At 35.5% G+C, this 15,400-nt stretch carries 19 protein-coding genes; 13 read left to right on the forward strand and 6 right to left on the reverse strand.

Annotated features, from left to right (window positions below; translation table 11 throughout):
- The first annotated feature begins 1,236 nt into the window (after window positions 1-1,236).
- The 10 genes from IQ247_RS27065 (at window position 1,237) to IQ247_RS27110 (ending at window position 11,834) form a co-directional block, all read left to right on the forward strand.
- Window positions 1,237-1,671, forward strand: coding sequence for a hypothetical protein (locus IQ247_RS27065; protein WP_193924712.1), 435 nt, complete (start codon window positions 1,237-1,239; stop codon window positions 1,669-1,671).
- Between the two features lie 339 nt (window positions 1,672-2,010).
- Window positions 2,011-3,513: a lipopolysaccharide biosynthesis protein gene (locus IQ247_RS27070; RefSeq protein ID WP_193924713.1), complete on the forward strand. Its 1,503-nt coding sequence runs from the start codon at window positions 2,011-2,013 to the stop codon at window positions 3,511-3,513.
- A 147-nt stretch (window positions 3,514-3,660) separates the two neighbouring features.
- Entirely contained in the window at window positions 3,661-4,308 is a 648-nt protein-coding gene (locus IQ247_RS27075; RefSeq protein WP_228060077.1) for a class I SAM-dependent methyltransferase, read from the forward strand.
- Between the two features lie 58 nt (window positions 4,309-4,366).
- Window positions 4,367-5,623, forward strand: coding sequence for a glycosyltransferase family 4 protein (locus IQ247_RS27080; RefSeq protein WP_193924716.1), 1,257 nt, complete (start codon window positions 4,367-4,369; stop codon window positions 5,621-5,623).
- A gap of 172 nt (window positions 5,624-5,795) precedes the next feature.
- A complete protein-coding gene (locus IQ247_RS27085) occupies window positions 5,796-6,740 on the forward strand; it encodes a glycosyltransferase family 2 protein (RefSeq protein WP_193924717.1) in 945 nt (314 codons plus the stop codon).
- Entirely contained in the window at window positions 6,737-7,693 is a 957-nt protein-coding gene (locus IQ247_RS27090) for a glycosyltransferase family A protein (protein WP_193924718.1), read from the forward strand. Before IQ247_RS27085 ends, IQ247_RS27090 begins: the two co-directional genes overlap by 4 nt.
- A gap of 130 nt (window positions 7,694-7,823) precedes the next feature.
- A complete protein-coding gene (locus IQ247_RS27095; RefSeq protein ID WP_193924720.1) occupies window positions 7,824-8,132 on the forward strand; it encodes a hypothetical protein in 309 nt (102 codons plus the stop codon).
- Window positions 8,123-9,469, forward strand: a complete 1,347-nt coding sequence (locus tag IQ247_RS27100) for a hypothetical protein (protein WP_193924721.1) — start codon at window positions 8,123-8,125, stop codon at window positions 9,467-9,469. The genes IQ247_RS27095 and IQ247_RS27100 overlap by 10 nt, the downstream gene beginning before the upstream one ends.
- 41 nt (window positions 9,470-9,510) lie before the next feature.
- Window positions 9,511-10,647: a glycosyltransferase family 4 protein gene (locus IQ247_RS27105; RefSeq protein WP_322745583.1), complete on the forward strand. Its 1,137-nt coding sequence runs from the start codon at window positions 9,511-9,513 to the stop codon at window positions 10,645-10,647.
- Window positions 10,648-10,664: 17 nt separating this feature from the next.
- Entirely contained in the window at window positions 10,665-11,834 is a 1,170-nt protein-coding gene (locus tag IQ247_RS27110) for a glycosyltransferase (RefSeq protein WP_193924725.1), read from the forward strand.
- 3 nt (window positions 11,835-11,837) lie between these two features.
- Here IQ247_RS27110 and IQ247_RS27115 read toward each other — a convergent pair whose 3' ends face one another.
- On the reverse strand, window positions 11,838-12,404 hold the full coding sequence (locus IQ247_RS27115; RefSeq protein WP_228060078.1) for a YdcF family protein: 567 nt from the start codon (window positions 12,402-12,404) through the stop codon (window positions 11,838-11,840).
- A gap of 205 nt (window positions 12,405-12,609) precedes the next feature.
- Between IQ247_RS27115 and IQ247_RS27120 the strand changes: the two genes are divergently transcribed.
- Together IQ247_RS27120 and IQ247_RS27125 are read left to right on the forward strand one after the other, a co-directional pair.
- Window positions 12,610-13,083, forward strand: coding sequence for a type II toxin-antitoxin system VapC family toxin (locus IQ247_RS27120; RefSeq protein ID WP_193924727.1), 474 nt, complete (start codon window positions 12,610-12,612; stop codon window positions 13,081-13,083).
- A gap of 1 nt (window position 13,084) precedes the next feature.
- Window positions 13,085-13,267, forward strand: coding sequence for a hypothetical protein (locus IQ247_RS27125; protein WP_193924728.1), 183 nt, complete (start codon window positions 13,085-13,087; stop codon window positions 13,265-13,267).
- Between the two features lie 254 nt (window positions 13,268-13,521).
- Here IQ247_RS27125 and IQ247_RS27130 read toward each other — a convergent pair whose 3' ends face one another.
- Both IQ247_RS27130 and IQ247_RS27135 read right to left on the reverse strand, forming a co-directional pair.
- Window positions 13,522-13,854, reverse strand: a complete 333-nt coding sequence (locus tag IQ247_RS27130) for a DUF5615 family PIN-like protein (RefSeq protein WP_193924729.1) — start codon at window positions 13,852-13,854, stop codon at window positions 13,522-13,524.
- Window positions 13,851-14,081: a DUF433 domain-containing protein gene (locus IQ247_RS27135; protein WP_193924731.1), complete on the reverse strand. Its 231-nt coding sequence runs from the start codon at window positions 14,079-14,081 to the stop codon at window positions 13,851-13,853. Before IQ247_RS27135 ends, IQ247_RS27130 begins: the two co-directional genes overlap by 4 nt.
- A gap of 214 nt (window positions 14,082-14,295) precedes the next feature.
- Here IQ247_RS27135 and IQ247_RS27140 point away from each other — a divergent pair, with 214 nt between their 5' ends.
- Entirely contained in the window at window positions 14,296-14,493 is a 198-nt protein-coding gene (locus IQ247_RS27140) for a hypothetical protein (protein ID WP_193924733.1), read from the forward strand.
- Here the strand turns inward: IQ247_RS27140 and IQ247_RS33695 are convergent.
- Genes IQ247_RS33695 through IQ247_RS27150 form a run of 3 tightly spaced genes read right to left on the reverse strand, consistent with a single transcriptional unit; the run spans window position 14,473 to window position 15,104 of the window.
- Window positions 14,473-14,658, reverse strand: a complete 186-nt coding sequence (locus IQ247_RS33695; protein ID WP_375341251.1) for a type II toxin-antitoxin system VapC family toxin — start codon at window positions 14,656-14,658, stop codon at window positions 14,473-14,475. The genes IQ247_RS27140 and IQ247_RS33695 overlap by 21 nt on opposite strands.
- A gap of 18 nt (window positions 14,659-14,676) precedes the next feature.
- Complete coding sequence (locus IQ247_RS32875; RefSeq protein ID WP_228060080.1) at window positions 14,677-14,838, reverse strand: PIN domain-containing protein; 162 nt, start codon at window positions 14,836-14,838, stop codon at window positions 14,677-14,679.
- Entirely contained in the window at window positions 14,838-15,104 is a 267-nt protein-coding gene (locus IQ247_RS27150) for a hypothetical protein (protein WP_193924735.1), read from the reverse strand. Before IQ247_RS27150 ends, IQ247_RS32875 begins: the two co-directional genes overlap by 1 nt.
- Window positions 15,105-15,400 lie beyond the last annotated feature (296 nt).

Here is a 15,400-nt window from a genome sequence, read left to right on the forward strand (position 1 = left end):
CCCCCCATCTCCCCATCCCCCCATCTCCAATTTGGTAAGTAGTCTAATTTAATACTTTACCTGGCGACTAGAAGTCGCGGCTACACAAACAAAACCCGCCTGCGCGGGTTTTAAATTTTATTAGTCCACCCAGGTGGACTTTGTTTGTGTAGTCGCGGTTTAAACCGCCGGATACTGACGACTGGCGCTGGTGCCTGCGCGGGTTTTAAATTAATTAGTCCACCCAGGTGGACTTTGTTTGTGTAGTCGCGGTTTAAACCGCCGGATACTGACGACTGGCGCTGGTGCCTGCGCGGGTTTTAATTAGTCCACGGAGGTGGACTTTGTTTGTGTAGTCGCGGTTTAAACCGCCGGATACTGACGACTGGCGCTGGTGCCTGCGCGGGTTTTAAATTAATTAGTCCACGGAGGTGGACTTTGCCTGTGTAGTCGCGGTTTAAACCGCCGGATACTGGCGACTGGCGCTGGTGCCTGCGCGGGTTTTAAATTAGTCCACGGAGGTGGACTTTGCCTGTGTAGTCGCGGTTTAAACCGCCGGATACTGACGACTAATATTTTTTCCTAAAGTATAAACTACGAGACATTTTTATTCTGATCAGTCTGTTATTATCTCTTTGGCAAGGAGAGATTTGCCTAGGTTCTTCTACTCCTAAGTAATCCCAAACCTTTGCCAATTCTATTTTATAGCTTATCTGCTTAAAGGCTATTTATAAATTCGGCAAAATCTTAATTTGTCCTGCTGTAGCTGGCTTCTCCGTAGAAGTATTTAGCTATGGCGTAGTTAATTATTTTTTGATTACGGGTGAGTATAATTCGTAATTCGTAATTCGTAATTCGTAATATCTCCCTCCGGGAGACGCTACGCGAACGTAATTCGTAATTAGGGTTCCCCATAAATAAAATAATGGTGCTTCAACATTGCCTAGAATCAGGACATCCAGGGATAAATCCGGGGGCTATGTCCTGACGGACACGCGGAGCTAACAGACCATAAAATTTACGGGCGTGAGTATAATTCGTAATTCGTAGTTACAATCAGTGGCTCCCCCGCCCCCACTGATTGAAGACCACTAAATCCAAGATTTAGTAGGGGCTTATACCCTCTTTAATTACGAATTACGAATTACGAATTACGCATTATTATCAGGAGTTGGGCTTTGATGGTCTTTGGATCTCAGTCTCTCCACCGCAGCCTTCTTCAAGTCTATTTGCCAATGACTACAAGAGGAGGTCGGAGTGCAGAAAAGGTGTGAGCGAAATCGCAAGCGTTCTAAGCGCAGGGCTATTTATTGTCCTATTCATGGATGTTATTTAAATAGTGTGAGTCAAAAGTATCCTTTGTTTGCTAGTTCTGCTGGGCAGTTGCAGCAACGGGGGGTAAAACGACAAAGTGCGATGATTTTGATTAATAGTCGTACAACTGTTGCTATTGATGGTGAGTGGTTGGAGGCTTTTTGGTGTGAGAATTGTCAAGAAAGTAAGTGGTTTCATGTCAAGAGGAATGGTAGCACTTATGATGTGAGGGTGGCTCCTCCTGAACTTTGGCTACAGGTCGGTGGAGTACCCTATCCACAGGGTAATCCTGCGGTGGGTGAGTTTACACTCAAACATGCGCGGGGAGTGAGTATAATTCGTAATTTCTCCCTTCGGGAGACGCTTACGCGAACGTAATTCGTAATTAATTCCCCATAAATAATGGTGCTTCTACAGAGTATAAATCCACGGATAAATCCGGGGGCTATGTCCTAACGGACACGCTGTGCTAACAAACCTTAAAAAATTAACGGGCGTGAAGTCTTGAGATGATCATTTAGTAGTAGGTTGGGTGGAGCTACAGCGTAACCCAACATCACCCCCATCACCAAAGAGTTAATTCCCATCTGGCTAAATTTCAACAATGCACATAGCCTAGGTTCTTGCTATACGAAGGGTTATTACGGGAAGAAGGAGTTTGATGGGGATGGGAAGATTCCAGGGTTGAAGATTGGGTGATAGTTAATTCACAAAGTAATGAAAAATATTTCTTCTAATCACCAGAGCGACAAGTATTTTTGTACAGATCATTTAAAAGCTGATCTAAAAGGGCGTTCAGTTCGTGGTGGTGTCATCACAATGACTGCTCAAGCTTTAAAGTTTATCTTAACCTTGGGTTCTAATGTCATACTGGCTCGGTTACTAACACCACAAGATTATGGTTTAGTTGGAATGGTAACTGCGGTAATTGGATTTGTCAGCATCTTCAAAGACTTGGGTCTATCGATGGCTACGATTCAGAAGGAAGAAATAAATCATGAACAAGTTAGTACACTTTTTTGGGTAAATGTAGCCTTAAGTATTGCGATTGCACTTTTGACTATTGCGCTTGCACCAGGAATTGCCTGGTTTTACAAAGAACCTCGTCTGATTTGGATTACGATTGCTTTAGCTTCTGGATTTATTCTTAGTGGGTTAGGAGTTCAGCATTCTGCATTGCTCAATCGTCAAATGCAGTATAGAGCCTTGATGGTGAATGATATTATTTCTATGCTATCAGGGGTTTTTGCTGCAATAGTTTCTGTTTTCTATGGTATTGGCTACTGGGCACTGATAATTTTACCAATCGTGATATCATTTGTTAGTACAGTAGGATATTGGATTATCTGCTCTTGGCGGCCAGGTTTACCAAGGAGAGTATTCGGTGTCGGCTCCATGCTGGCTTTTGGGGGAAATCTCACTGGTTTTACTATTATTAACTACTTTGCTAGAAATCTGGATAATATTTTAATCGGAAGGTATTGGGGTTCTCAAGAATTAGGGCTGTACGCGAAAGCTTATCAATTAATGGTTCTACCCCTTAGCCAGATTAACGCACCTATTGCTAATGTTGTTATTCCTACTTTAAGTCGCTTACAAGAAGAGCCAGAGAAGTTTAGACAATACTATTTAAAAGCTTTATCTTTTATAGTTTTTATAACTATCCCAAGTAGCTTATTTATGATGGTAATGGCACAAGAGATTATTATCTTTATTCTTGGTCCACAATGGTATGAGGCTGCTGTGATCTTCCAAGCATTAAGTTTATCTGCTATTATTCAGCCTATTTATAATACTTCTGGCTGGCTTTACATGGCGACTGGAAAGACAAGCTTAATGTTAAAGTTTGGAGGAACAATTTCTATCCTGCTGGTTTGTTCTTTTTTGATTGGCTTGCCTTATAAAGCTCAAGGTGTAGCTTTTTGCTATGCGATAGCACTAATTTTTCTGAGTATACCAGCCATGTACTATGCAATACAGAGAACAAGTATTACTTTAATGGACTTGCTAAATGTAATTAAAAAACCATTAATAGCATCACTTATGGGAAGTATTGCTACATTTGCTGTCAAGACTGTGATTGGCTTGAAGTTACCATTAATAATTACAATTTTAGCTAGCTTTATGGCTATGATTACTATATATATACTCACTATGTTCTATTTATTTGAGATGAAGAATTTTTATCTTAATATTTTCCAATCTTTCAGACAAAAATAATAGATATTATCTGATGTTAATAATTTTTTGACTAATTCAATGTGAACAGATACATGGTCAATAACTATTTGCAACAAGTCTCATATAAATATATTATTTAAGGATGAAATAATGCTTGTAATTAATCGGCTTCGTCGTACAATTTTCATGGATTTATTAGTAGCAGCTAAAGATCAGCTAGCTATGGAGTATTTGAGACCATTGCATGATTTATATATTCCTTGGTCTGAATCTGCTATCAGACCAAGTGGAATGGTTAAAATACTCAACGAAATTTTAATATATAAAAGGCGTTGTATTGTAGAGTGCGGAGGAGGAGTTTCTACAATATTTATAGCTAAAATGTTAAAGATGAAAGGAGGACATTTATACACCATTGAGAATGATAAGGAATGGTCTATTATACTCAAGCAACAAATAGATGAATTAGGTTTAACAGAATATGTAACCTTAATAAATGCTCCTCTGGCAAAATCAGATTTGAGTATAGGCGATTTACTTTGGTATGATCAAGAGATAATTAGAAATCAAATTGATAATCTTGACATTGACTTTCTAATAGTAGACGGACCATTAGCTTATTTAAAAGAAATTCAATATTCAAGATATCCAGCAGTACCTTTCTTTCGATCCTATTTTGCTAAAGATTATTCGATTGCCTTAGATGATATTAATAGATTTGGAGAAAGAGAAATAATAAAGAAGTGGAAAACTTTAACAGGAATTCAGTTTGACAGATTTTTCATAGATGGCGGTATTGCAATTGGAAGAACTAATAAGACTTTCACTACCTAAATTATTTGAATAAATTACTTGATTCCAAACTAATAACTATGAATATCTATGAATATCAATGAAAATTCTACATCTCAGCACGAATGACATCAACGGTGGAGCAGCACGGGGAGCATATTGGCTTCATCAAGGCATGATAAAAGCAGGTGTTGATTCAACTATGCTTGTAGCTCAGAAAAAGAGTGATGACTTTACTGTGATTGGAGAAAAATCTAAATTCCAGAAAGGTTGGAACTTAATAAGACCTACTATAGATAGTATTCCAATGTTTTTTTATCCAAATAGACATAAGACAGTCTTTTCTTCATCTTGGATATCTGCTCAAGTTCATCGACAAATAGAAAATATAAATCCAGATATTATTAATTTACATTGGGTTTGTGGTAGCTTTTTAAAACCAGAAAGTCTGGCTCGTTTTAATAAACCTATTGTATGGACATTGCGTGACATGTGGGCTTTTACAGGAGGTTGTCATTATGCTGGTAATTGTGAAAAATATAAAGTTAATTGTGGAGCTTGTCCACAATTAGGTTCAGAATCAGAAAATGATATTTCTAGAAAACTATGGCAACGGAAACAAAAATCTTGGCAAGACTTAAATATTACAATTGTTGCTATTAGTAACTGGCTAGCAGAGTGTGCTAGTAATAGTAGTCTTTTCAAAGATAGAAGAATAGAGGTTATTCCTAATGCATTAGATCAACTAAAGTTTAAACCGATTCCAAAAGAAATTGCCAGAGAAATACTTAATCTACCTTTAGATAAAAAAATTATTCTCTTTGGTGCTATTAATGCAGTAACAGATAAGAGAAAAGGATATCAATACTTAATACCAGCATTAAAACATTTATCCAGTAATGGTTTAAGTGAATCGAAAGAAATAGTCGTATTCGGTTCTGGGCAACCAAAGGAAGAAATTGATTTAGGTATGAAAGTTCACTATGTAGGAAAACTACATGATGACACAACGCTAGCTTTAACCTATTCTGCTGCTGATGTGACTGTTACACCATCAATTCAAGAAGCATTTGGGAAAACAGCAATGGAATCCTTAGCTTGTGGGACTCCAGTCGTTGCATTTAACGCTACTGGTTTAAAAGATATTGTCGATCATCAGATAAATGGCTACTTAGCCAAACCCTTTGATGTAGAAGATTTAGCGAAAGGAATTGTTTGGGTACTTGAAGCTAAAGATAGTGAAGATTGCAAATTAGGTTATCATGGTCGTGAGAAAGTTGAGCGCGAGTTTACGCTAGAAATACAAGCGCGTCGTTATCTTTCAATATATGAAAGTGTCTTAAATAAAAATTTTTAAAATAAAATATAAAGCAAGTATTATATTTATTTTATTTGTGTTTACTGTATTCATCAGGTGATTGGCTTAATTTTCTCAATGCTGGAGATACATTGACACATAAATTGGATTTAATAAACGTATCTTCATAAAGAAATGGTATTACAACTATTAAACTAAAAATAAACTTGATATGTCTATACCAAGCATTAAAGACTATTGCAACAAACTACCACACCCTAATCGCCAAGAGGGTGGTATACGAGTTAGTACTAATTTCGGCAAAGAAATTACACGAGATAAGCCGCTAGTAAGTATCATAACTGTTGTTTTTAATGGCGCAAATACACTTGAACAGACTATTCAAAGTGTATTAAGTCAAACATACAAAAATATTGAATATATTGTTATCGATGGTGCATCGACTGATGAAACTTTGGATATAATTTACAAATATAATGACAAAATTAGCTATTGGATAAGTGAGCCAGATAAAGGTATTTATGATGCAATGAATAAAGGTATAGCCTTTTCATCTGGCGAAATTATAGGTTTACTTAATGCAGGTGATACGTACCTACCAAATGCACTTTCATTATTAGCTGAAAAATACATCCCTAGTGATAGCTTATCTATTTATTATGGAGATATTTATCTTACCTATACAGATGCCAACATTACAATAAAATCACCTGCAAATATTGATGAATTGAAATACTCAATGACTATCTGTCATCAAGCTATGTTTATTACAAAAGGTACATACTTAAATCATGGCTTATACAATCTCAATTACAAATTTGCTTCAGATTATGCTTACATACTATCTTTGTTCTTAATTGGCGCAAAATTTCATTACTTAGATGGTGTAGTGGCATACTTTCAAACTGGAGGAGTTAGCGATAGTAAGATTGTGAACTCAAGATTAGAGTGTATCAAAGCTCATGTGAATTTAAAAAGTCCATTTTTATATGGTGCATCAATTTTATACATCCGACAATTATTCTTGTACTACTTGTATGAAAAACTATTGATTTCTTTTCTCGGAAAGCAAAAAGCCACAGCTATAAGGAAGCAGCGTCTCATGAAGAAATATCAGGTTAATGCATTAGAAAATCAGGGAGTTACAGTTAAATGAACGAATCAAGAAATTCTCCAGTTTTACTTTCGCTTATTGTACCTGCTGTCAAACCTGAATTACACTTAGAAAAACTATTTATTTCCCTTCAAAATTTGAACAATGAACAAATAGAAATGGTATTGATTAATCAATCAGGGAAAGCAATAGATACATTTAAGAATATACTTAATATTAAATTAGTTGAACACGTAAGAATTAAACCAATTCCAGCACCTGAAGCTAGAAATATCGGAGCATCACTTGCATCTGGAGAATATCTCTTTTTCTTGGATGATGATGCTGTTGTTTATTCCCCAATTACTGCTATCGAAGAACTCATTGTTAATTTATTAAATGCACCAGATGTAGTCATAGTTCAGAGAGGAGAAATTAATAATAATAAATATATTTCTCACTGGCCAGATAATACTGTTGAAGTTAATTATAAAAACTTCACACGAATGGTTATTGAATGGAACTTAATTATTAAGAGAGAGTTATTTTTAGAATTAGGAGGATTTTGCGATATCGGTACAGGCTCAAATCATGCTGCTTTATCCGGAGAAGCTTTTATTTTGTTTGCAAAGATTCTCTCTCGGACAAATAAAATACAATTATTTCCACAAATATTGATAGCACATCCTTCCTTATTTGCAACTGAAAAGCCTGCTAAAAATGCTTTAGGTTATGCTTATGGTACTGGTTATGCAGTAGGTATAGGTTTAAGGTATTTTAATTATAAAATGAAATTTTATTGGTTAATACGTTTTCTTGTATCGACTTTATTTTACGACTTTTTTAGAAGTGAAAAAGAATATGTAAAGGTTACTGAAAATATTGATTTTACAAAATATAGATTTGCTATCTCGAAATGTAAAATATTTGGTTTCATAGACTCAATACTGCGAAAGGAACCTAGAAATTTAAATTGGCTAATTCAGGGAGCAAATGAAATTATTTTTAATAATTAATATATAAAAAACATTTTTGATTGTAGTCATCTTTTAAAATAGGATTCATAATATTAATTTTTATAATGTTTTAGCTATTTTATCAAAACGATGTAAACAGTTTTATAGTTCTTGATACAAGACAGTTTATATGAGTGAGTTATTCTTAGATTGGATATGGCTATATATACAATTTGCTCTTCTAGGAATTCTAATTGTTAGAGAAATTATTCGACGACGCAATCGTAATTTATATGCTATATTAATTCCTCTTACCATGTTATTTTTAGTTCAAGGTCAAGCATGGTGGATTTTAGATCAATTTCAAAATCGGAGTTCCCAGACTTTAAGACATTTGTATCAGTATATAGATTTAGACAGTACGCGACTGGCAAATCTGTATTTTGAGATGCGCTTGCCCTGTACATTTATTAGTTTCAATTGTGAAATATGTCAGTAAAATCAGAATACAAGACCTTAAATGTTTTTTCTGGACGATTAATAAATTTAACTTTTATTTTATGTTTCTTTCCTTTTTTTAAACTTATACCATTTTTGGGTGGAGAGGTTCAACCTTTAGCTGTTATACCCGCATTGCTATATTTAATAATTTTCAAACATAAAAGATTATTAATAACACCAATAATTATATACTTATCGATCATATTAATTTACTTGATAACTGCTGTTGTCATGTTTATTGTTGAACCAACAAACAGTCCATCTATCCAAAGTATATTAGAATCATTAATAATTTTGATATCACCTCTTGTAATATTTGTAGCTTTAATTAACAACTTAGAAAATATATCGATTAACATATTTAGGATATCTATATACTCATGGTTTTTAATAAGCTTATTGCAGGCATTTTATCCGCCAGCTCTTGTGTATTCAGGTTTAAGTAGTATTCTTAGTATATTGATACCTAGATTTTTAGAAAAAGCATTTGGTGGAACTAGAGGTGTTTTAGGCCTATCTCCTGAGCCTTCATATGCTGCTCAAATTTTAATTATGATATTTTTATTCTCTATATTCTTCTACAAAATCGATAAATTTAAAAAAAATGAGTATTATTTTATGCTTTTTGCCTGTTTTTTAATGTTTATTTTCAATGCTTCTGGTTCGGTTTTTTTATATTTATTTATTTATTTAATATCTTTTCTTCCATTGAAGATATTTAAACAATTAACTTTCAAAGAAATTCATAAAATTATATCTTTAATAATCATTTCTATACTAGCATTTATAATAATATTATCGTTATTTTACTTTTTTATAGATAAAATATTTACATCGAGAGTATCAGAAGTCATTACAATTATTAATTCTACAGATTTTAATATTTTTAATATAAATGAACTAATTGATTTAACAGTTAGTCTTGGAAGTGGACGTTCAATTAGTGTCTATATTGGTTACTTAAATGCGATTAATTCTTACGGATTTGGTTCCGGATTGGGTTCATGGTCTATTCACTTTTTGAACGCTTTTAAGGACAGTCCAATTAGTCATGTATTATATAATATAGACGATTCAAAGCCTTATTCATACGCTAGCTTAGTCGCATTTGATTTGGGGTTGATAGGTTTAGTTGCATTCACTTATATGTTATTCAGCTTTTTGCTACCACATCTGAAAAAATATTATGTTTCTCCTCATTCAATAGGATGTTTTGGTGTTGGTATTTTCACTCTTTACTTAAACTCCGTATCATCATTACCTGCTGGTTGGCTAATACTTGCTATTATACTAAGTGATAAAGGTATAAAAAGAAAACTAACAGTGTCATCATAAAATTTGATTACAAATAAAATAATTGAAAGGATTTGTTTGAAGTGATTATAGGAATTGATACCCGTTTTGCCCTAAAAAATCGTAGAGGAATAGGAAACTACACCTTAAACTTAATACAAGCTCTAGCGGAAGTAGATAAAAAAAACCCGTATATTCTTTATACCGATTGCTTAGATTCAGAAAAATTATTACCACAGAATCCTAACTTTATTACAAAAAAAATAATTCCAGCAAATTACCTACTATGGGAACAGCTAACTTTACCCAAGCAAGCGATAAAAGATGGTGTAGATATACTTCATTGCACAGCTAACACTGCTCCAGCTTTCCTAAACAAAAATATAAAGCTTATAGTTACTGTTCATGATGTAATGTATCTCAAAAAACGCTCTTTACTAGCTGAGTCCAAGGTTATGTATCAAAGGCTCGGTAGAATATATAGAAGTGTAGTGGTAAGTAACACTATTAAAAATGCTTCCAAAGTTATTTCTGTTTCTAACTATTCTAAACAAGATATTCTGCATCACTTTCCGAATCTTAAGAAAAATTCTATTGAAACTACATATGAAGCAGCAGATTCTGCATTTCGTCTGCTTGAGACTAACACAGCACTTGAAACTGTAAAAAATAACTTTGGTCTCGATAAAAACTATTTACTCACATTAGGTGGTACTGACCCTCGCAAGAATACAAAACTAGTTATCCAAGCCTTTGCAAACCTAAAAAACCAGAAGAAAATTGATGAAAAATTAATTATTGTTGGAATACCTAACCCGAATAAATCCCAATTTTATGAGCTTGTCTATTCATTAAACCTTGAAAATGAAGTCCTCTTTACAGGCTTTGTTACTCAAGAAGAATTAATATGTCTTTATAATAGTGCATCTATATTCTTGTATCCCTCTCTATATGAAGGTTTTGGTATTCCACCTTTAGAAGCAATGGCTTGCGGTACTTCTGTAATAACTTCCAACACAACTTCTATTCCTGAAGTTGTGGGAGATGCTGCATTACAAATAAATCCAACTAATCAAGAAGAACTTGAAGCAGCAGTATATAAATTATTATTTGACCATGCTTTGAAAAATGATTTCATTCAACGCGGACTAACCCGCTCCAAACAATTCTCTTGGCGCAGAATGGCTGAGGAAACTTTGGCAATATACCAATCAATTTGAACTGATACAAATTTATAATGAAGCTACTTTTTGTAACCCCAAGATTTCCTTACCCTCCCTTAAAAGGTGACCAAGTTGTTTCTTATCATCGTCTTCGTACCCTCAGTCAGCAACATGAAATCACATTACTAACCTTTTATCAAAACTCTGAAGAATTAGAAAATATAAAATATATTAAAACTTACTGTAAAAATATTCATACAGTTAAAATTCCTAAATGGCAATCATTTTTCAATCTTGCCAAAGGAGTATTTTCATATTTACCTTTACAAGTATCTTATTATTATTCTGATACCTTTAGAAACAAAGTTAATCAGATTTTATCTACAAATAATTTTGATGTCATACATCTGTTCTTATTAAGAATAGCTCCTTACTTTACAGATGTATCTACGCCAAAAATTATAGAACTCATAGACTCTATGCAACTGAATTTAGAGCGGCGTATCGCATTAGAGTCTTTCCCAGTGCGTAACATTCTTCAAGAAGAACTACAAAGAATCATACACTACGAACAAAATCTACATAAATCATTTGAACAGATTGTAGTTGTTTCAGAAAAGGATGCAAAATTAATTCCTGGTCAAAATGTGCAAGTTATCCCAAATGGAATTGATACCGAATTATTTAAACAACAACAGCAATACCCAATAAATTCCACACTCATTTTTTCTGGAAATATGAGTTATGCGCCTAATATTCATGCTGTAAAGTGGTTTACTGAGCATTGTCTACCAATTATCCAACAAAAAATTCCTGATGTTTCCTTTGTAATTGCTGGAGCAAACCCTTCTAAAGAAGTTAAAAGTTTAGGACAAACAAGAGGAGTTAAAGTCACAGGTTTTGTCAAATCTATGTCAGACACTTTAAGAAGTGCAAATGTTGCAGTTGCACCAATGCAGTCTGGTTCTGGAATTCAGAATAAAATTTTAGAAGCAATGTCAACTGGATTACCTGTAGTTACTACAAATCTTGGACTTGGAAGTATAAAAGCAAAACCTAACAAGGAAATTCTTGTAGCAGACACTCCAGAAGATTTTGCACAAAAAACAATTGAATTACTACATAATTCTTTGCAAGTTAGAGAAATAGGACATCAAGCAAGAAAATACGTAGTTGATAACCACAGTTGGAATTTTGCAGCTAATCAAATTGAACAACTGTATCATCAGATTTTAAGTAGATAAAGATCAATCCAAACGCGGATTCAAACTAGCCCCACTTCTCCCACTCACAATCCACAACAAACAACGCCCAAAATCCCGCAACACCCGCACCAAGGACTCATCCTCATCCCTACCCGAAACCACCGCAACCGGCGTTACCACAACCCCCCGACTACCAAAAACAACACTAGCAATAACCCTTGCTCTCCTCATATGGTAATCCGAAGTAATCAAATAAACATGGTGTAAATTATCAGCCACAAAATCATCAACCAAAGTCGTAAAATTCGTCACCGTATCAGTAGCTGCACCATCCAAATGTAACTGAGAAGGTAAGACACCAAACTTCCTTAAAATCCGCTGATGTTCATCTAAATACTGAGGAAAATCAGAAACCCAAATATCCAAATCCCGACGGGACAGCCAAAACTTCCCAGCAAACCTTGTCCGAGCAAAATCACCTCCCAATACAAAAATAGCCTGGGGAGTCGGTACTTGACGAAAAGTCACAGCAATCCGCACCGGAATAAAGCTAATCAACAGTAAAGCCGCGATAACCAACCATACTAACCATACCCGATTAAACTTCAAAAATCTTACCCTCATTGCAGCAAACCACAGCAAGACAAAGTAATTGTAATCTAAACTTGGCGCTCAAACCCACAACTGTATGAAAACCCATACAGATTCGAGCCAGCTTTAAAAGAATAGGAACAAGAGAGCCGTTTTTATCCAAATGACATCGCTTTTTGAACAAAATTGACTTAAGATTTCAACAGTTAATCGATTATTCGATATGAACGAAACAGTTTACGTTGAAACAAGTATATTTGGCTATTTAACAGCGCGATCGACCAAAAATCTGATACTTGCGGCGAATATTGAAGTCACGCGAGACTGGTGGAATAATTATCGCATAAGTTTAGACCTCTACGCCTCACAAATTGTATTAGACGAAGCCGCATTAGGAGACTCAGAAATTGCATCGCAAAGATTAGAATTGTTACAGGATTTAAGATTATTAGAACCTACCGAAGCAGCCGAAGAACTTGTAATTCAATTTTTATCAAAAACAAACCTTCCCCCAAAAGCCGCAAACGACGCAGCCCATATTGCGATCGCCACAATCCACGGCATGGATTATTTGCTAACCTGGAATTGTAAGCATATCGCCAACGCTCACATCCAAAAAAAACTCGCACGAATATGCTACGACTTTGGATATGAGTTACCAACAATTTGTACCCCCTACGAAATGCTCGGAGAATAAAATGCTCACAAATGAAATATTAGAAGAAATATATAAATATCGCGAGGAATACGCTAAATCATTCAATTATGAGATTACAGCAATGTTTGCAGATTGGCGCAAAAAACAAACCGAAAGTGGTAAACAATCGGTAACTTTGCCTCCTAAGAAACACTTGACAAAATCCGCAAAATCTACGCTATAGTTCGATTTTTCTAACCTTTCAATTTCTGAATTACTAACAATAAGCGGTCTTCGACCATCGCGTTTGGTTTTGGTGGGGAGTGCGATCGTGTTTTGTTTGATGGGGTGTGCGATCGTGTTTGGTTTTTGGGGATTTGCGATACGCCTTTGGCGTTAAGCTTTGCTTATCGCGATTTGGGTTTTTGGGATTTGTGATCGCGGAGTGAGTTAAAGAACTGCGATCGCTAATTTAATACAATGAATCCACACTTTGAGTTAATAAAGTTCAAGACAATCAAGCACTGGATTATGCATTAACTCTTGAATTGCTTCTACTCCAGTTCGGAGAATGTACTCGACCTGACTAGTTGGTGCATTTCCACAACGCAGCCATATTATCTTGGGGGGAGAACCATAAAGGCGACTGCGTTCGGCATAATCTGCATCTTGAGTCACAATACAAAATTCTTGATTTTTCGCAAACTCCCAAATTTCAGTATCACTTGCTTGTGTGAGTCCATGAAACTGAACATGACTAGCATTCGGGAAAATATCAACTAGCCTTTTAACTAATTTCCGGCTCAAATTTTGGTCGAATAGTATTTTCAAACGTCACTCGCTACAGCAATCAGACGATGTTCTCGATCCGCAGCAAATTCCAAACAGGCTTTTATATCTTGTTGTGTTAACTCAGGGAAATCGTCTAAAATCTCCTCATGAGACATTCCAGCAGCCAACCAGCCCAAAACATCATAAACCGTGATCCGCATACGTCGAATACAAGGCTTACCACCGCGCTTGTCCGGCTCAATTGTAATGATATTGTGGTAGCTCATAGTTATGATATTATCCTAATATATATTTTAAGTTTAGCTGAATATCATTTCTCGGAAAAGTCCGGTTTGTATTTTGTGAGAAATGCGATATGTCTCCGACATTAAGCTTAAGCTCCGCTTATCGCCGTTTGGTTTTGTTGGGTATGCGTTAGCGTTCGCTCCTAGCGTTCCCGTAGGGTAGCTAGGAGCAGGAATCGCGTTTGGTTTGTGGGGAGTGCGATATGCACCCGGCATTAAGCTGCGCTTATCGCATTTAGTTTTGTTGGGTTGCGATACGCCTTTGGCGTTAAGCTTTGCTTATCGCGGTTGTTTTGGGATATGCGATGCTCCAAAGGAGCGGTCTTCGACCATCGCGTTTGATGATGTGGATTTTTTGGTAGTGCGATCGGGTTCAAATCTCAAAAGGATTTAATAACTTTAAACCCTCAATCCATTGAAAATCTTTAATATTTCGTGTAACCAGTTGATAATTATAAGACAATGCTGTTGCTGCAATAATTGCATCGCCTAAACTCATCTTTTGTATTTGCCGCAATTTTACAGCTTCTTCGATTACTGGTTGAGAAATAGGAAGAATTAGTGATACCGTGAAAAATTACTCTAAAAATTGCTTTTCTATTTCCTGCAAACGGTGATACCCTAAAGTTTCAACGTAGCTCAAAGCCGAAACAACAGGTTCATGCTTGGCAATAAATTCACGCAGCATTACATTTTCCACTTGGGCTGCGTAAATGATAATATTGCTATCCAAAAGCATTATTCACCTCGATCAGGAAGTTCTCGATCTTGTCGTGTCTCTCGCTGCCAAGCAACTGGATCGATATTAGCAAAAGCTTGTGCCTGCGCTAACTTTTCTAACACTGCTGCCATACGTTTACCGCGTCCACTATCTACTGGGATTATCTCTTCCTCTAAAATTGTCACCAATACTTGTACTTTCACATCTGTCCCAGACAAAAACTGAACATCCTCACCCCATTCCAAAGAATTTCCTTTTAAAGTAGCTCTAAAAGTTTGTAACATAAACCTTTATTCTCAAAAAAACGAAAACCCAAATTACCTTTCCATCCTATCATCTGCTTTGAGATGAACTTGTAATTCAATTTTGATCAAAAACAAACCTTCCCCCAAAATCCGCAACACCCACACCTCGACAACCAAAAACCACCGTCGCAATTACCCTTACTCACCTCATTCATGGGGATTTGTAATGATTCTAAACCACATCACAAACTAATTTCTTAAAACTAGACACAGAAACTATATAGCGGTTCTCACCTTAGTGGGGTACAAAACCCCACCCCCAACCCTGTCTCTTA

This window comes from Plectonema cf. radiosum LEGE 06105 (genome assembly GCF_015207665.1).
Classification (GTDB): Bacteria; Cyanobacteriota; Cyanobacteriia; order Cyanobacteriales; family Nostocaceae; genus Rivularia; species Rivularia radiosa_A.